The organism is Blastopirellula marina, from assembly GCF_002967715.1.
Taxonomy (GTDB): Bacteria; Planctomycetota; Planctomycetia; order Pirellulales; family Pirellulaceae; genus Bremerella; species Bremerella marina_B.
Genome location: NZ_PUIA01000042.1, coordinates 91,009 through 109,167, shown reverse-complemented (window position 1 = coordinate 109,167; position 18,159 = coordinate 91,009). Strand labels below are relative to the sequence as shown.

Annotated in this window: 14 protein-coding genes, 1 tRNA gene and 1 pseudogene; 14 read left to right on the top strand and 2 right to left on the bottom strand. The window is 55.0% G+C overall.

Annotation, left to right across the window (positions count from 1 at the left end):
• Positions 1-25: 25 nt before the first annotated feature.
• The 5 genes and pseudogenes from C5Y96_RS15630 (at position 26) to larE (ending at position 7,026) form a co-directional block, all read left to right on the top strand.
• On the top strand, positions 26-3,004 hold the full coding sequence (locus C5Y96_RS15630) for a Gldg family protein (RefSeq protein ID WP_105355153.1): 2,979 nt from the start codon (positions 26-28) through the stop codon (positions 3,002-3,004).
• Between the two features lie 61 nt (positions 3,005-3,065).
• On the top strand, positions 3,066-4,796 hold the full coding sequence (locus C5Y96_RS15625; RefSeq protein WP_105355144.1) for a DUF4340 domain-containing protein: 1,731 nt from the start codon (positions 3,066-3,068) through the stop codon (positions 4,794-4,796).
• 177 nt (positions 4,797-4,973) lie between these two features.
• Positions 4,974-5,047 (top strand) — tRNA-Arg (locus C5Y96_RS15620).
• 120 nt (positions 5,048-5,167) lie between these two features.
• Positions 5,168-6,100: pseudogene (locus C5Y96_RS27830) on the top strand (ADP-ribosylglycohydrolase family protein).
• Between the two features lie 89 nt (positions 6,101-6,189).
• Positions 6,190-7,026 carry an ATP-dependent sacrificial sulfur transferase LarE gene (gene larE / locus C5Y96_RS15610; protein WP_105355142.1) on the top strand — a complete coding sequence of 279 codons (837 nt, stop codon included), beginning with the start codon at positions 6,190-6,192 and terminating at the stop codon, positions 7,024-7,026.
• A 95-nt stretch (positions 7,027-7,121) separates the two neighbouring features.
• Here larE and C5Y96_RS15605 read toward each other — a convergent pair whose 3' ends face one another.
• Both C5Y96_RS15605 and C5Y96_RS15600 read right to left on the bottom strand, forming a co-directional pair.
• Entirely contained in the window at positions 7,122-8,015 is an 894-nt protein-coding gene (locus tag C5Y96_RS15605) for a sugar phosphate isomerase/epimerase family protein (protein WP_105355140.1), read from the bottom strand.
• A 146-nt stretch (positions 8,016-8,161) separates the two neighbouring features.
• The gene (locus tag C5Y96_RS15600) at positions 8,162-9,364 is read right to left on the bottom strand and encodes a DUF4912 domain-containing protein (RefSeq protein WP_199188716.1); all 1,203 of its coding nucleotides are present in this window, start codon (positions 9,362-9,364) and stop codon (positions 8,162-8,164) included.
• A 791-nt stretch (positions 9,365-10,155) separates the two neighbouring features.
• Here C5Y96_RS15600 and C5Y96_RS15595 point away from each other — a divergent pair.
• From C5Y96_RS15595 to atpD, 9 genes are all read left to right on the top strand, one after another.
• Entirely contained in the window at positions 10,156-10,434 is a 279-nt protein-coding gene (locus tag C5Y96_RS15595) for an AtpZ/AtpI family protein (protein WP_146115680.1), read from the top strand.
• A gap of 35 nt (positions 10,435-10,469) precedes the next feature.
• A complete protein-coding gene (locus C5Y96_RS15590) occupies positions 10,470-10,916 on the top strand; it encodes a hypothetical protein (protein ID WP_105355134.1) in 447 nt (148 codons plus the stop codon).
• A 3-nt stretch (positions 10,917-10,919) separates the two neighbouring features.
• The gene (atpB, locus tag C5Y96_RS15585) at positions 10,920-12,155 is read left to right on the top strand and encodes a F0F1 ATP synthase subunit A (protein ID WP_105355132.1); all 1,236 of its coding nucleotides are present in this window, start codon (positions 10,920-10,922) and stop codon (positions 12,153-12,155) included.
• A gap of 182 nt (positions 12,156-12,337) precedes the next feature.
• Entirely contained in the window at positions 12,338-12,562 is a 225-nt protein-coding gene (gene atpE / locus C5Y96_RS15580) for an ATP synthase F0 subunit C (RefSeq protein WP_105355332.1), read from the top strand.
• A gap of 61 nt (positions 12,563-12,623) precedes the next feature.
• On the top strand, positions 12,624-13,424 hold the full coding sequence (atpF, locus tag C5Y96_RS15575) for a F0F1 ATP synthase subunit B (protein ID WP_105355129.1): 801 nt from the start codon (positions 12,624-12,626) through the stop codon (positions 13,422-13,424).
• A gap of 62 nt (positions 13,425-13,486) precedes the next feature.
• Positions 13,487-14,119, top strand: coding sequence for an ATP synthase F1 subunit delta (atpH, locus tag C5Y96_RS15570; protein WP_105355126.1), 633 nt, complete (start codon positions 13,487-13,489; stop codon positions 14,117-14,119).
• Between the two features lie 20 nt (positions 14,120-14,139).
• Positions 14,140-15,666, top strand: coding sequence for a F0F1 ATP synthase subunit alpha (gene atpA / locus C5Y96_RS15565; protein ID WP_105355124.1), 1,527 nt, complete (start codon positions 14,140-14,142; stop codon positions 15,664-15,666).
• Between the two features lie 37 nt (positions 15,667-15,703).
• Positions 15,704-16,603 (top strand): ATP synthase F1 subunit gamma, encoded by a 900-nt coding sequence (atpG, locus tag C5Y96_RS15560; protein WP_105355122.1) that lies wholly within the window; start codon positions 15,704-15,706, stop codon positions 16,601-16,603.
• A 102-nt stretch (positions 16,604-16,705) separates the two neighbouring features.
• Positions 16,706-18,157, top strand: coding sequence for a F0F1 ATP synthase subunit beta (gene atpD / locus C5Y96_RS15555; RefSeq protein WP_105355120.1), 1,452 nt, complete (start codon positions 16,706-16,708; stop codon positions 18,155-18,157).
• Positions 18,158-18,159: the final 2 nt, after the last annotated feature.

Below are 18,159 nucleotides of genomic sequence, written 5' to 3'. Positions count from 1 at the left end.
TTTCGCAGCCACACGGTAATCAAAGATGTCCGCCGATTTTTATATCAAGCTATTTACACTCGTTCTCTTCGACCTGCTGTTCCTGCTGGCGTACTTCATCCTGCTCATTCCGCTATCGGTCGCCAAGAAGGCTTCGTACGCGGTGATGAAGCGGAACTTCAAGTCGTACTTCAGCAATCCCACCGGTTATGTCTTTCTCGCGATCTTCGTTTTGCTGACCTCGATGGCCGCGTTCTGGCCGCACGAGTTCTTCAACGCGAACCTGGCGAACCTGAACGAGCTTAACTCGCAAATCACGCTCATCATGCTGATCTTCATTCCCACGATCACCATGGGTTTGTGGGCGGACGAAAAGCGTCTGGGGACGGACGAACTGCTGCTAACCTTGCCGGCGACCGACTTCGATATCGTGATCGGTAAGTACCTGGCCGCCGTGTCGGTGTTCAGTGTCTCGCTCGTCTTCTCACAGATCTGTAACTTCCTGGTACTCGATGCCCTGTCGCTTGGTTCGCTCGACGCTGGTCTCTTTATCACCACGTATATCGGTTACTGGTTCATCGGCTTGACGATGATCGCCTTGGGGATGGTGGCTTCGTTCATGACCAACAACCTGACCTTGGGCTTCGTGCTGGGTATCCTGGTCAACGCTCCGTTCGTTTTGCTGCAATACTCCGACGCGTTCGTCACGCAGAACGAATGGGTCGGTTTTCTCAGCGAAGCGAGTATGGGAAAGCAGTTTGCCGACTTTGGTCGCGGGGTGATCTCGATCAGTTCTCTGGCCTACTTCCTGATGATGACGGTCGTCGGCATTTACCTGGCCATGGTCCTGATTGGCCGGCGACACTGGCTGGGTGGAAAAGATGGCGAGTCCCTTCTGGGGCATTACATCATCCGCGCGACCTGTCTGCTGGTGATCGCTTTCGCAAGCACGCTCTTCTTTGTTATCAATGACGTTCGCTGGGACTATACGGAGAACGGCACCAGCAGCCTGCTTCCACAAACCAAGCAATTGGTTCGTAACCTTTCGACCGACCAACCGGTTCGTATTGAAGCGTTTGTCAGTGCCAACGTTCCAAAGAACTACGCCCAAACCAAGCTCGACCTGATCAATTACTTGAACGAGTTCCGAGCCCTGAGCGGGTCGAAGATCAACGTGGTGATTCACGACGGCCTGGAGCCCTTTAGCGAGACAGCTGACATCGCCCGTGAGACGTACGGCATTCAGCCACGCGAGTTGATCTCGCAGCAGCGTGGTGCCCTCGCTCAGGAAGAAGTGATTCTGGGTGCAGCGGTTCAGCGCGGCCTGGAGAAAGTCGTGATCCCCTTCTTCGACAACGGCGTGCCGGTCGAGTACGAATTGGTGCGATCGATTGGTACGGTTTCTGAAAAGAAACGGAAACGCCTGGGGGTTTTGCAGACCGATGCGCAGCTGTTTGGTGGTATTCAACAAAACCCACTGGGTGGCTTCCAGAATATTCCACCTCAGCAGATCATCACCGAACTCGAGAAGCAATACGACGTGATTGAAGTCGACCCTTCCTCGGTGATCGACCCCAGTTCGTATGATGTGCTTCTCGCTGTACAGCCGTCGAGCCTGTCTCCGGCAGCGATGAAGAACTTCCTCGACGCAGTTAAGGCCGGCGTACCAACGGCCATCTTTGATGACCCGGCTCCGGCCCTGATGGCACAAGCCACGGCGATCGGCCAAGACAAACGCAACCCATTCCCCGGCCGCCGTCCGCCAGAACCGAAGGGGGATATTCGTCAACTGTGGGATTTGCTGCATATTTCGATGCCCGGCAAGCAGCTACCAACTGATCGCTACTACCAACCATCGATCGTGTGGCAAGATTACAACCCCGAAGTTCGCCTGCGAAATCTGGGGGCCATCACGAAGGAATACGTCTTCGCCGATCGTTTCACGCCGGGTGCTCCTGAGTACGAAGCGCTGAACAATACGGTCGACGTCACAATGGATCTGCGTCAATTGCTCTTCCTATACAGTGGGGCGATTCAGAAACAGCCTGGCTACCCCAAGAGCATGACGTTCACGCCTCTGGTCACCACAGGCACCAAGATCGGAACGATCTCGGTGCAAGACCTTGGCAGCGCAGGACAAGACCTGCGACGCATCGAAGCCAAGCGGCAACCCGTTTATGGCCCCACCGGCGGTGCCCCTGATCCGTTCGTGCTGGCAGCTCTCATCCAAGGGACACCTCCATCGGTCGCCGAAAACGCCGCCAAGGCTGAAGCTCCAGCGGATGCCAACGCGGAAACAAAGGGGGAAGAAGGAAAAGAACCAGAAGCCGACACCCCCCAGGCGAAGAACTCGGATGGAGCGATCAACGTGGCCATGGTCGGGGATATCGACCTGCTGCATTCGGTGTTCGTCCAACTGCGTGCCCAAAGTGCCGACAGTTCCGAAATGCAAATCGACAACACCAACTTCCTGTTGAACCTGATCGACAAGCTGGCTGGTGATGACGAGTACATCCCCATCCGCAGCCGTAGCGAACCGATCGCTCGTTTGGGCTTGATGGAACGCTTGACCGATTCGGCGAAAACCGAAAGTGATCTGGCACTTCGTGAAGCTTCGTTAAGTGCTGAAGCACAAGAGCAACAACTGGATAAAGAACTTCAGAAGCCACTGGAAGATCTGACCCGAAAGATCAACACGCTCAAAGCTCGCGCAAATCAAGGTGGCGAGATTCGGCCTGCAGAACTGCAAGAGATCCAATCGTTGCAGTTGGAATATGCCCAGCGCGAACAAGACGTTCAGAACAAGAAGCGTGCGGCGATGCAAAAGATTCAGGCCGATGCCCAACGCGAGCAAGAACGGATCACGCGCGAGTTGAATCGTGAGATTCTGGCCTATCAGAATCAGGTTAAAACATTGGCCGTTGCCCTTCCTCCGATTCCACCGATTGTCATTGGTATCGTGGTCTTTGTACTGCGACGTTTGAAGGAACGCGAAGGCTTGTCGAAAGACCGAATTATCAAGTAGCGGACGCTACTGCCTGAATATTCGCGAAGATTTTTACGCATTCATAAAAAAGTATTTCGTCATGAGTGAAGCCGTTAAAACGTTGATCTTTCTGGCCGTGGCTGTCGTCATGGGAGGCCTGGCGTACGTCTCGCGTCCCGCACCGGCAACCAGCACTCCGGAAGAGGAAGTCAACCAGCCTCTCTTCCCTGAGTTCACCGACCCGCTGCAAGCCGAATCGATGCAAGTTACCCGCTTCGATTCCGACCGTGGCCAGATCCGCCGCTTTGAGGTCGCGAACACCAAGGAAGGCTGGCAGATCAAAACCAAGGGTGGCTACCCGGCCAACGCAACACAGCACATGACCAAAGCTGCCAACAGTCTGGTCGACTTGAAGGTGCTTCGCATTGTCAGCGATCTTCCTGGCCAGCAAGCCGAATATGGAGTCGTTGAACCCAATGCCAACGCCATTTCGGCGGCCGATGAAGGAGTAGGCCAGATGGTGACCATCAATGGCAAAAGCGATAAGAAGCTGGCAAATTTGATTATTGGTGCGGCCGACAAGGAAGATCCACAATTACATTACGTTCGCGTCCCGGGGCGTGATCGAATCTATCTGGTGCGTCTGGACCCAACGGTCTTTTCGACCGAGTTTTCCGACTGGATCGACAAAGACTTGCTGCAGCTCAACCCGTTTGATGTGACTTCGCTTCGCTTCCGCAACTACACGACCCAAGCTGCGAACAATCGCCTGACGGTCTTGCCGCAGATGGACGCCACGGTGGCTTTCAATGCCGAACGCAGCGACTGGCGTCTTCTCAGCCTGCAAGAGACTGCACCCAACGATCCTACCCAGTTGACCGCTGCCGAGTTGCCAGCTAGCGATAAGCTGAACGTTGAAAAACTAGACGAGATTCGCAATTCGCTCGACGACTTGACGATCGTCGACGTCTACCGCAAGCCAGAGCAGCTCGCCGAAGCGCTCAAAAAAGGGGAAGGGGTCAAAGAGTTCAACCAAGAAGACCTTCCCGCCTTGTTCGCCAACGGTTTCTTCGGATACACCTTGCCAGGAGAAACCGAACCGAAGCTGATCGGCATGAACGGAGAACTGGTTATCGAGACCCAAGATGCGATTCGCTACCGACTCTTGTTCGGTCTGGAGAGCCTGGGTGGTGACGACAAAAACCAGAAGCAGCAGTTCCTGTTCGTGCAAACGGAACTGGTCGACGAAATGCTCCCTCCACCGATGCTGCAAGAGGTTCCGGAAATCAAAGAAGGAGAAGACCAGGACATCGAAGCGCAAGCCAAGGCTCGCGAAAGGATCCTTCAAGAGAACGATGCCGCGATGATCGCCTATCGCGAAAAAAAGAACATCGCGACTCAAAAGATCTTCGAGCTCAACACTCGCTTTGCCGACTGGTACTACGTCGTCAAGGCAGAAGATGTCGCGAAGATTCTGCTCAAACGCGATCAACTGGGCACGCCAATCAATCAACCCACCAACCAACCCAGCGGAGCCCCAGGCCGCGTCTTCCCAGGCGGGCCAGGCATGGGCATGATGCGACCACCAGCGGCACAGCAACCGGCAGCTCAGCCGATGCTCCAACCGGAAGCCACCGACAAGCCAAATGATAAGGAAGCACCCAAGGAAGAGCCCCCCGCAGAAGAAAAGCCTGCGGACGCTCCGGTCGAGCCTATGAAACCAGCCGAAGTGAAGGCCGAGCCAGCAGTTGAAGAGAAACCAGCCGCAACCGAAGAAACCCCAGACGCAGCGGCCGAAGGCGACAAGCCTGCGGAGGATTCCGGGCAATAGGCCGTAAAAGCTGGACAAAGAGCAATCGAATCGCGATCCTTTCGGCTCAAACTGTGTCGTTTCAATAAAACCAGCCTGAGACCTAGAGGCTCGATTCACACGATTCCTCGAACACTTCGCCTTGGCGTTCACGCCACATCAGCTAGAATCTAGAGAACTTGGTTCCCCCAAGCTTTTGCGCCCATAGCTCAGCCGGATAGAGCAGCGGTCTTCTAAACCGCAGGTCGCAGGTTCGAATCCTGCTGGGCGTGCTTTTCTTTCTGCGGGCGCTGGTGCGTCATTCTCTGCTGAGATACTTTCTATCCGCCGCAATTTGTATTGTTCTGCAATTGCTCGTAGTCGGCACAATTGATCTGGGAGAGTCTCTTGCGATGAGTGAATCGATGACGGACCGAAAACGTGGGTGCCTGCTTGGGCTGGCGGTTGGCGATGCCCTGGGAGCGGCCGTGGAATTCAAGCCGCCTGGATCGTTCCCTCCGGTAACTGGGTATCGGGACGGCGGACCTCATCGACTGGAACCAGGCCAGTGGACCGATGATACGAGCATGGCGTTGGCCTTAGCTGACAGCATGGGGGAAGCAGGCTGGGACCTCAACGACCAAGCCAAGCGTTATCTGGCCTGGATGCAAACCGGGGCGTATTCAGTCAATGGAACCTGCTTCGATGTTGGCATCGCCACACGATCAGCCCTGCTTCGCTTCGCAGCATCGCGGGATGCCAAGTCGTCCGCGAGCAGAGATCCGCAATCAAGTGGCAACGGATCGATCATGCGTCTGGCTCCTGTGCCGATTCGATACGCCGAACACTTTCCCGATAACATCAGCGAACTCGCCACGCGTGCCGAGGAGTCGAGCTTTCCGACGCATGCCAGTGAGATTTGCCTGTCAGCGTGTCGTTATATGGCACTAGTACTCGCCGGTTTGATTCATTGACTGAAGCGAGACCTCGTCCTTGATCCGAAGTGGGAAGCACTTGAGCGACTCCAATCGTTTGCCCCCCTTGCTCCGGAAATCGAGGATGTTGTTAACGGAAGTTTTCGCGATCGAGAACCGCCTGAAATTGTCGGCAGTGGTTATGTGGTGAAGAGTCTCGAAGCGGCGTTGTGGGCGTTTGCTCGTTCGGATAACTTCCAAGACGCTGTCCTTGCTTCGGTCAATTTAGGAGACGATGCCGACACAACCGGTGCCGTCTGCGGTCAACTGGCTGGTGCTTACTGGGGCGAAACAGGCATCCCTGAAGAGTGGCGAAGCGCACTCGCCGAACGCGACATGCTTGAAAAGGCCCTGGCAAGTGTCATTGTCTGAGCGTTTTCCACCGCACGAAACTTGGCTAGAATAGCAGATCGCCTAACACATTTGCCCTTCACTAGTTCGTATTCCACTTTTCCCAACCCATGACCCACGACGTTTCACTTCCGGCCCGCGAGCGTCTGCTTCGCTGGTTTCACGACCTGGATTCCTGCCTGGTTGCCTTTTCAGGGGGTGTCGACAGCAGCGTGGTAGCCAAAGCCGCGGTGCTCGCGCTCGGGGAAAAGTCGTTTGCCGTTACGGCCAAAAGCCCCAGCGTTGCCGAGCGGGATCTACGGATTGCCCAAGAGACGGCCGAGGCCATTGGCATTCGGCACGAAGTCATCCAGACGGCTGAACTGGACCGGCCTGGCTATGTCGCCAATGCATCTGACCGCTGCCTTCACTGCAAGTCGGAACTGTATGACCACCTGACGGCAATTCGTTCGCACTTTCAAACGACCGTCATTGTGAATGGGGCGAATCTAGACGACCGAGGAGACCATCGTCCAGGCATGATCGCCGCAGCTAATGCCGGCGTACGCTCTCCCCTTCTTGAGTGCGAGATCGACAAAAACACGCTCCGCGAGATCGCCAAAGAGTGGGATATTCCCGTATGGGACCGCCCTGCTTCCCCCTGCCTAGCAAGTCGAATTGCGTACGGCGTGCAAGTCACGCCGGAGCGCCTGAAGATGGTCGAACTTGCCGAGGACACATTGCGGTCGCTAGGCCTGCGAGACCTGCGCGTGCGTTACCACGATGGGGACTTGGCTCGGCTGGAAGTTCCCATCGAATCGATCGAGTGGATTGCCAAGCCAGAAAACCGCGAAACACTTGAACGGCAACTAACCGAGATCGGCTTCAAGTTCGTTACGCTGGATCTTGGCGGACTGAAGTCAGGAAGTTTGAATCAATTGATTCAGGTATCGATCGACAATAGCTAAGCACTGCCCAGGCGCAGTGATTCATTCTGATCACCAACAAAAAAGGCCTGTTCATTCAAAGAACGAACAGGCCGAAATTATCTTGAACTCGCTCGTTAGCTGGCGAAGATGCGATCCATCCGATCGGCGATTTCCGTGAGCCGTTCACGTCCACCACCTGAGATTTCCGCAGTCGCCCATCCTTGGTAATCGATCACGCGAAGCTCGCCCATGACCTTCGGCCAGTCGACATCACCTTCCAGCAGTTTGGCACCGAAGCCCTTTCCTTTGCCATAATCTTTGATGTCGAGCTTTTTGATGCGTGGGCCGAGAATTGGAATCCACTCGTGTGGTGGCGAGAACTTCACGGTGTTGCCAACATCGAAGTAGGCACCCACCATGTCGCTGTCCAATTCGTCGATGAAGCGTGCCGTTTCCTTCGGGTCGGTCAGGAAGTTATTCCACACGTTTTCCATCAGGATCTGAATGTTTTCTTCCTTGGCAATCGGCAAGGCCTTCTTGATCTGCTCGATCGATCGCTCCCAGCATTGGTCATAGGTGACGTCGTTGTTCACAACGCCTGGCACCAATAAAACGCTCGTGCCACCGTAGGCCTTGCTGGCCTTAATGGCCGTAATCAGGCCATCGAGCCCCTTCTGACGAATCTCTTCGTCGGGGTCAGAAAGACGCGTATTCCAATGAATAGAATCCACTACGCCATGAATCGGGATACCAGAAACCTTGATTGCCTCTTGAACCTCTTCAGGCTCAGGACCGCCGGGCGAATTGAGTTCGAGCCCGTCAAAGCCAAGTTCCTTCAGGACGGTCATCTTTTCAGCCAGAGTCCCTTTCACCCCGACCATGCCAATCTTTACCGCCTTCTTGATTCGCTTCTCGCCGGTGGATGTCGTGTTGTCTGCTGCCAACAACGAAGCAGGCGTCGCCAAGGTTAGTCCGGCAGCCGCGGCGGCTGAGCAATTAGCGAGAAATTCACGGCGAGACGTGGGCATCGGAAGGACCTCGAACAAGAAGCAAAGAAGGGTTGGTACGCTCTCAATCGTACCAACCCTTGCGCGAATTTGAATACTTGGCGGCGAAATAATTAAGAAGGAATTCCTCGCAAATTCCTTCTTTCGCCCCCATATCGGCGATCCTACTAACTACCGTTGGAGTCGCGAGGATCGTGCGAAATCGGATCCATGGCCTTGGTGTTTCTCTCCACTGCCAAGGCAATTGTCCGCTGCTCCAGACCATCCTTCGAGCGAGCCACGATTGGAAAAATCTGCCGCTTGTCAGGGAAGTCCATCTTCACCATGAAGGTACCATCCTCGCGAACCTTGACAGGCTCACCGGACAGTGTGACATAGGAACCTGCTTTGGTCGAACCGCAAACGATCATCTCGACTTCAATGTTGAGGTCGAAGTCTTGATTCGGCTTACCATTACAGAACTGATCTCCGACCAACCCCAAACGGGCAGCCATCGGCATACCAACCGGGCGACGGAAACGCTGTTCGAGCATTTCTCGCAGTTCGCCATCGGCGTGTTCTTCGTCGGCACCGCCACTGAGAGCGTAGATCTTTTCAACGTTATCAGCCACATCGTCCCAGTTCCCGTCAATTTCTTCGCATGAACCAGGGCGCGGTGTGGTCACGACATTGCTGCGAGCAATCGCATGAAATCGTCCGTTGGTGGCCAGATAACCCAAGTGGCAGCGGTAACTCTTTGGAGGATCGGCAACGTCGATGTACCAATTCTTGACACCACCATGAATCTCGATCTGCTTGACCAGGCGTTCGGAACCGCTGGTCATGACCTCTCCGTCGACTTCCATAACGCGAAGCATCGGAGTCGAGGTATGCCAGTCTTGAGCCAGGGCAGCCTTGGCTCGGTCGATGGCTTTACGCGAGACTTCCCAACAGGCATGCATCCAATACGAGTCTCGAACCATCAGCACGAGACGATCAGCACCCTTCTGGTCCGCCGAACTGGTCCCCAGGTCCTTAGCGGCCTGGCGCTGCTGATACATCGTGCGAATGGATTCGACGACCTTCGGGTCAGACTTCTTCTCGGGCTTGGCTTTGGCAGGGCGTCGTTTGGCGGTAGCAGCCGGCTTGGCCTTGGCCACCGGTGGCTTCTTGGCGACCGTCGGTGCCGGCTTGGCAGGTGCGGCCTTCGCTTTCTTGGGCTTGGCGGTGGACTTGCTCTTGGCTGCGGTACCACTCGATTTGGCGGCTTTAATCAACGCCTTAACGAGTTCATCCTTTCGCATCGCGTGCCAACCGGTCACACCGCGACGCTTCGCCATTTGAGCTAAATCCTTTGCTGTATATTCCTTGAGTGAAGCGGCGGTGATCAAGATTAGTCCTCCTGGCTCAAAGGATGTGCGGCCTACGTCGACTGGGGGAGTAGTTATGTCGCCCCGAGGCTAAACGAATTTTGGGGGGTCGTCGTCCATGACTGGGGTCACTCGACACGCCCCGCTCGATCCCTGAGCAGAACCTTCACCTGAAACGCAAGTGAAAAGGGAAGTGAAATGAACTTGCGAAAAGGCCAATTACGGGGATGCAACTGGCAAAGGGTTGTTGGTAGGTTTCTCTCGTCGCCGACAAGCAGCGGACGACATATCACAAAAAGCCGTAATCCGCCCCATTAAATCGCTAATTGCGTATTTTATGGAGCAATACAAAGCACTGCTTCTGAGCGAATCAGATACAGCCCTACAGGGTGGCTTTTTCGGAATGCCGACGAAATCTGATTGTAGCTAAACTGAGGTAGAAATGCAACGTGCCACTGCCAGGTGATACGCCTCTAATTTGGGTATGGTTTTGCATTTTTCCAGAAGATATGCGTTCTGCGAAGGATTTTTAGCGCGTCGAGCAACCTTCTACCGATAGATGCTTCGACTAGGCAACAAACACAGTCCTCCTGAGCCACCCACACCCCCTCGACAGAAACAAGGATTCACCCATTCTAAAAGGCTGGGGGTGGACTTTGTGAAAAATTCCACGAATTCCCTCGCTACGGCTGTTTCACCTGATTGACCCTGCCAGCTGGATGAAATAGATTGACCGCCATGAGTTCACGGTAAGCCCCAATCAGCATATAGCAAAGCGAGCCGGAAGTCCTCCATCAGCAAAGGCAATCGCCTTGGCACCTCGCCTCCCAACGGACATGTCTCCGATTGCGAGAGCCTACCTTTGGGTAGGACGCATTTTTTCAATTTGCGGCGAGATGATTGTGCCAGGCTTGCTGGGTTACTGGCTCGACCAAACCCTGGGCTTCCAGTTTTCTATCTTTGCCCTGATCGGCTTTTTCATTGGACTCATATTTGGCATGACGCACCTGGTGCTGATGGCCACCACTGAGCAAACAAGCGGACGCGTGAAGGACGCCCCCGGCGAGGCGAGTCAAGATGACCCGCCGTAAACCTTCATAAACCATATGCCCCGCAAGACGAAGTGATGAATACCCCCAAAGCCAACACTTCTGAAAAGCAAAATGCCCAATTGGGATGGCGAGACTTCCTGCCATGCCTGTGGATGCTGCTGGGAGTGCTCGGAGTATTCCCGTTCTTTGCGGCCTATGGCTACACCCGGTTCGAGATCAACGGCATCCTCGCTGCGATCACGGCCGCGTCAGTAGTGCTGGTCGCAATGGAAGCTGCAATACTCACGGCAATTTTCCTGCGAGACACCGAACTACGAGTGCAATCCGTGCTGCTGGGAATGTTTTTCCGAGCGGGAATTCCACTAGTTTTTGGAATGTTGATGCACAAGGCTGGTGGCCCGCTTGCTGATGCCGGATTGTTTGGCATGATATTGGTCTACTACCTTTTGACCCTTGTGGTCGAAACCATATTGGCTGTCCAACTCGTATCGCAGACAACCACTATTAAGAAAGCCGTCTAACCAATGGCCGCTGACGAGATCCTGCTCCACATCAAAGACAGTTACTACTTCGAAGTTCCGAAGTGGTTGTGGAAGCACGATCACCAGTCACATTCCGACTTCCCTGACGTCTGGGTCAAGCTCGATCCAGGCTTCCAGTCGTGGCAAGCCCACGAGGTGTACCACCGTCTGGCGGAAGATGGAGCAGTCGGCCTGCCAAGTGAAGCCGACTTTATTCACGATTACGAACATTGGCTGCACGAACCTGGCAACCACGGCAAACCAATCACGCGTTACCTGACCCACAAGGTCGACGAAAGCCTCACCTCAGGCGGCGAAGCACTTGTCTGGGCTGAACGGGGTGTTGAAGTCGCTGAAGAATACACGGTCGCGGATTACAAAGCCTTGCCGGCTGATCACCAACACGTCAAATGGGCTCCGACCAAGATCGAAGGCTACAACCAAGCGTTGAGCGGCAAGATCTTGATTCCCCAGGTGTTTGGCGGTGAGCTTCGCAACCTTTATCAAAAGGAAGCAGGCTTCGCGATCTCGAAGTTCATGGTTATCGAGTTCTTCGTGGCTGTGATCATCACGGCCGTTTTCATCGCCTACGCCAGGCGAGTTTCCCAGGGTCAACTCCCCAAGGGTTGGTTCTGGAACTTGATCGACGTCTTCATTACGTTCCTGCGTAAAGATGTCGCCAAAGCAAATATCCACCACGGTGCGGATCACTTCGTACCGATCATCTGGACCCTGTTCTTCTTCATCCTGGGCTGCAATCTCTTCGGGTTGATTCCTTGGATGGGTTCCCCCACCGGTTCGATCAGTGTCACGGTAACCCTTGCTGTCGCCGTGCTGTTTATAGGCATGGCCGCTGGTGCGCGAACTTTTGGTGTGGTTGGGGTTTGGTTGAACCTGGTTCCCGGCATGGAGCTTCCCACGGTCATCGCCATTATCATCAAGCCAATGATGTTCATCATTGAACTGCTGGGCTTGCTGATCAAACACGCGGTGCTTGGCATTCGTCTTTTAGCGAACATGGTAGCCGGGCACGTGGTGCTTTTGGCCATCATGGGATTGGCAGTACAGATTCAGACAGCGGTTGGCGTGCCCAGTGCGGTAGCCTGGCCGGTTGTCATCGTGATTTTGCTAGGCAGTGTGCTTCTGAGTTGCCTCGAATTGTTCGTGGCGTTCCTGCAAGCCTATGTCTTCGCGTTGCTCACGGCATTGTTCATCAACTCAGAGACGCACAGTCACTAAGTTGAAGACACCGGCTTGCATGGCTGGGTGCCTGCATCGCTTCCATTTTGAATGTACCTTTTGTTTCACTGAAATACGCGTAAACGCCTTTTGTTACGGTTGAGGAGACCTGTTCCGTGATCAACTTTGTCAAATTGAGCATCATGAGTGTTTTTGCTTTGCTGGCACTTACTGCTCCCGCCATGGCCCAAAGCAACGTGGGTGACCTGAAACTGAACTACATCGGTATCGGCTTGGTGGTTATCGGTGCCGGTTACGGTATCGGCAAGCTGGCTGCCAGTGCTCTGGAAAGCATGGCACGTCAACCGGAAGTTTCTGGTAACATCCAGACGGCCATGATTATTGCCGCCGCTCTTATCGAAGGTTTTACCTTCTTCGCGCTGGTTATTTGCTGGTTCGGCCCGTAACTATTTGCGTCGCCGACGCCGTTTGCTTTCGTTCCCCCAGCATTTCCGGAATTGATTAGATATGCGCAGCACTCATTTGAAACGCACGCACTGGAGTGGTCTCACGGTCCTCCTGCTATTGGGCATCTTCCTGGCTCCGGCTTGGTCCCAGGATGAAGAACCCAAGCCTGCGGAGTCAGATCCTGCGCCCATGGCCGCTGCTGAAGAAGCTCCAGCCAAGGAAGCGGAACATGCTGACGAAGCAGCCCATCCGAAAAAGGATGAACACGCTGCTGACGTCAACCATCCGCATGTCAGCGATGACGCTCCGGATGAATTCCATCACGACCCTCACGATTTGTCGCACAATGACGCAACCGACATGCTAGAGGCACCGCATGAGCCAAGCCTCGATCTGGCGATGTTTACGTTGCTTGTGTTCATCTTGTTGGTGGTTGTGCTGGGCAAGTTTGCCTGGTCGCCGATTCTCTCTGGCCTCAAGGCCCGCGAGAACTCGATGGAAGGCAAAATGAAGAAGGCCGAAGAGATGTACGAACAAGCCAACGCCAAGTTGGCCGAGTACACTCGTCAGCTTTCCGAAGCCCAGCAGGAAATCAAGCAGATGCGGGATGACGCGATCAAAACGGCTGACGAAAAAGCCAAGCAGATCGTGGAAGCTGCCCAGCAGTCGGCCTCGGCTGAGCGTGATCGTGCGATCCGCGAAATCGACGCTGCCAAGGGTGCCGCGATCAATGAACTAGCTCAAGCTTCGGTCAACATGGCAGTCGACCTGGCGGGACAAATCACCCGCAAGGAACTGACCCCCGAAGACCATGCTAATTTGATTCAGGATTCGATCTCCAAGCTGCCTAGCAACAACTAAGCAGCCTTGCGTCATCGAAACCAAGTAACGACTTCACCTCCGTCAGGATATCCTTCAGCACCATGGCTGGAACATCTTCCGACAAACAAACGTTCGATCTTAGCCGACAACGCATTGGCTCCGTGTATGCCAAGGCGCTGTTGGGAGCGGCCGATGATGCTGGCCAGACCGACGTCATCCTGGACGAATTCGGCTCACTGATTCACGACGTGATCGACCAACGCGAAGATCTACGTCATGCAATCGCTGGCAGTATTCTTTCGGAAGATCAGCGTATCGCCGTGCTGGATAAGGCCTTCAGCGGCAAGATGAACCCCGTCTTGCTGACCTTCCTGAAGGTCGTCACCCAGCACGAACGACAAGACTGCCTGCGAGAAATTTACGATGCCGCCGTGAAGCTCAACAACGAGCGTCTTGGCTTGGTCGAGATTACCGCGACAACGGCAACTGAACTATCGAAGGAATTGTCGGATAGCCTGACGGCCAGCTTGAAAGCCAAGCTGGGTCGGGAAGTCGTTCTCAAGTCAGAAGTCGATCCGAGTGTCATCGGCGGACTGGTCCTGCATGTTGGGGACACGGTATTCGATGGCAGTGTCGCCAACCGGCTGAAGCAACTTCGGCAAAAGGCCCTCGAAACCACGGCTCAGCAGGCGAAGGCGTCGCTCGAGCGATTCACCAATTCAACGCAGAGTTAAAGCAGTAGACGGTAAGTTCCATGAAATTCAACGCGGACGAAATCGCTTCTGTCATCAAGCAGGAAATCCAACAGTTCGACACGCAAGTCGACGTGCGAGAAGTTGGACGCGTCCTGGAAGTGGGTGACGGTATCGCTCGGGTCTATGGCCTTTCCGGCATCATGGCCGGTGAAATGGTCGAGTTCCCCAACGGCACAATCGGCCTGGCCTTCAATCTTGAAGAGAACAGTGTCGGTGTGATCATTCTGGGTGACTACCTCACCATTAAGGAAGGTGACGAAGTCAAAGCCTTGGGCACGCTGCTTTCCGTTCCAGTCGGTGAAGCAGTGCTGGGCCGCGTGGTTGATCCGCTGGGTAACCCACTCGACGGTATGGGCCCAATTCAATCGAGCGAAACCCGCCCGGTCGAATTCCTCGCCCCAGGCGTGTCGGAACGTAAGCCAGTTACCGAGCCAATGCAGACCGGTATCAAGGCTATCGACGCCATGACCCCGGTTGGACGTGGTCAGCGCGAACTGGTCATTGGTGACCGTAAGACCGGCAAGACGGCGATCGCCATCGACGCAATCCTGAACCAAAAGAACACCGGCGTGAAATGCTTTTACGTCGCCGTCGGTCAGAAAGACTCGTCGGTTGCCGGTGTGGTTGAAATCCTTCGCCGTAACGGTGCGATGGACTACACCACGGTCATCGTGGCTGGTGCCAGTGCCCCTGCCCCGCTGCAGTACGTGGCTCCTTACGCCGGTACCGCCATGGCCGAGTACTTCATGTTCAACAGCCAGCACGCTTTGATCGTTTATGACGACTTGTCGAAGCAAGCCGCTGCCTACCGCGAGTTGTCGCTGCTGATGCGTCGTCCTCCAGGCCGTGAAGCCTACCCTGGTGACGTGTTCTACTGCCATAGCCGCCTGCTGGAACGTTCGGCCAAGCTAAGCGATGAACTGGGTGCCGGGTCGCTAACCTCGCTGCCGATCATCGAAACGCTCGAAGGCGAAGTTTCCGCATACATTCCAACCAACGTGATTTCGATTACCGACGGCCAGATCTATCTGCAGCCTGACTTGTTCTTCGCTGGTATTCGTCCAGCTATGAACGTTGGTATTTCGGTTTCTCGCGTGGGTGGTAATGCCCAAATCAAAGCGATGAAGAAGGTTGCCGGTGGTCTGCGATTGGACTTGGCTGCTTTCCGCGAACTGGAAGCGTTCGCTCAGCTGGGTACCGAACTCGACGAAGCTACTCAGCGTCGTCTCGATCGCGGTTACCGCATGGTCGAACTGCTGAAGCAAGGCCAGTACAAGCCGCTGGACGTCTACGATCAAGTTCTCAGCATCTACGCCGGTACCCGTGGTCACTTGGACGAAGTTCCCACAGTTGATGTGCTGCGTTGGGAAGCTGAGTACCTCGAATTCGTGAAAGCGAAGTACGCCCAGATTCGCGAGAAGCTGGAAGAGACCAAGGATCTGACCGACGAAGTTCGCGACCTGATGGAAACGGCGATTGCCGAGTTCCAGAAGACCTTCGTCCCGTCGAAAACTGCCGAAGTTTAATCGCCTAACGCCGCGATCCTTTTAGCCACCAGAAAACATGGCCAATCCAAGAACCCTCGACAAACGCCGCAAGTCGGTTCGCAACATCAAGAAGATCACGCGAACGATGGAGCTCATCGCCACGGCCCGCTTCAAGCAGGCCATGGACCGAGCCTCCGCGGCCACGGCGTTCACGCAGCGGATCACGCAGTTGGTGAAGGACCTGACCGCGACCGAACTCGAATTCCAGCATCCTCTTCTGGAGAAGCGGGAATCGAAGAAGAAGGCCGTGCTGTTGGTGCTGACCTCGAACCGCGGTCTGTGCGGTGGCTACAACGGTAACATCTGCCGTGCTTCTTTCCCGCGTCTGAAAGAGTTGCAGGACGAGTACGGCGAAGTCGAACTGTGGATCTCTGGTAAGAAGGGGATTTCGATCTTCCGAGTCCAGAAGAAGATGACGCCAGACAAGTCCTTCTTCAACTTCGAGGACAAGCCTCGCTATGAAGAAGTCGAAGCGATCGCCGTCGACTTGCTCGACGCGTTCCAGGCAAGCGAAATCGATCGCTTGGACGTCGCTTACATGAAGTTTGTCTCGACTTCGCGTCAAGAACCTTCCGTCGAAACTTTGCTCCCCTTGAGCGGTTTGGAAGGTGCTTCGGAGTCAGGTGCTTCAGAAGCCAAGCCAGCGGCCGGTTCGATGTACGAATTCATTCCTTCGGCTGAAAGCATCCTGGAAGAGGTCGTCCCGACCAGCTTCAAGGTGAAACTGTTCAAGTGCTTCCTTGACGCCGCCGTCTGCGAGCAAATTGCTCGTCGTGTGGCCATGAAGGCAGCAACCGAGAATGCGAACGATTTGATCAAGTTCCTGTCTCGCGAATACAACCGCGCCCGACAGAGCCGGATCACCAACGAAATCATGGAAATCATCGGCGGTGTGGAAGCTCTCGCGAGCTCGTAACACACGGTCGTTCCCATACAAACCGCTATTGAATGACGTACCAGGGGTGCCTGGGTTCGCTTTCAATGCGATCAGAAACCGATTCCTATCGAGAATAGAAACATGGCGACTGCTACCGAACAGAAAATCGGAAAGATCACCCAGATCATCGGTTCGACCTTCGACGCTGAGTTCAGCGACGGCGCTCTTCCAGAGATCTACAACGCTGTGAAGGTGAACGGCGATTACAAGGGTGTCACGATCAACCTGACCGGAGAGGTGCAGCAGCACTTGGGCGGCAACCGCGTCCGTTGCGTGGCCCTGGGTAGCACCGACGGTCTGATCCGTGGCCTGGACTGTGTCGACACCGGCAAGCCGATTTCGGTGCCTGTTGGTAAGGCAACGCTCGGTCGCGTGTTCAACGTCACCGGTGACGCCATCGATGGTCGTGGTCCAGTTGATGCCGAAACCTATCTTCCGATTCACCGCCCTGCCCCACCTGTTGACGAGTTGTCGACTAGCACGGAAGTGTTTGAAACGGGTATTAAGGTGATCGACCTGCTAACCCCGTTCGTTCGTGGTGGTAAAGCCGGTCTGTTCGGTGGTGCTGGTCTGGGTAAGACCGTTATTCTCACCGAGCTTATCGCTCGTATCGCTTCGGCTCACGGTGGTTTCTCCGTGTTCGCTGGCGTGGGTGAACGAACTCGTGAAGGTACCGACCTTTGGTTGGAAATGCAGGAAACGGAAATCGGTACAACCGGCCGTTACGTTATTGAACAAACCTGCATGGTGTTCGGTCAGATGAACGAACCGCCAGGTGCCCGTCTTCGCGTGGCTATGAGTGCTTTGACCATGGCCGAGCACTTCCGCGATGCCACCGGTACCGACACGCTGCTGTTCGTCGACAACATCTTCCGCTTCTCGCAAGCGGGTTCCGAAGTGTCTGCCCTCTTGGGTCGTATGCCATCGGCGGTGGGTTACCAGCCAACGCTGGCAACCGAAATGGGTGCCTTGCAGGAACGCATCGCTTCGACCAAGAAGGGTGCTATTACCTCGGTGCAAGCCGTTTACGTTCCGGCGGACGACCCGACCGACCCTGCCCCGGCAACGGCGTTCGGTCAGCTCGACGCGTTTATCTACCTGGAACGATCGATTTCGGAAAAGGGTATTTACCCGGCCGTGGATCCGCTGGCATCGTCCAGCCGTATTCTCGATCCGCAGTACGTCGGCGAACGCCACTACGCGATTGCCCGCCGCGTGCAAACCACGCTGCAGCGTTACCGCGAACTCCAAGACATCATCGCGATTCTCGGTATCGACGAATTGAGCGAATCGGACAAGATCATCGTCCACCGTGCTCGTCGTATCGAACGATTCCTGTCGCAACCGTTCCTTGTGGCAGAAAAGTTTATCGGCAAGCCGGGCGAAATCACCCCGCTGGCCGATACCATTCGCAGCTTTGAAGAAATCTGTGACGGTAAGTGGGATCACCTGCCGGAATCGGCGTTCATGTACGTTGGTTCGATCGAACAGGCCGAAGAACAAGCCAAGAAGATGGCTACGGAGAAACGTTAATC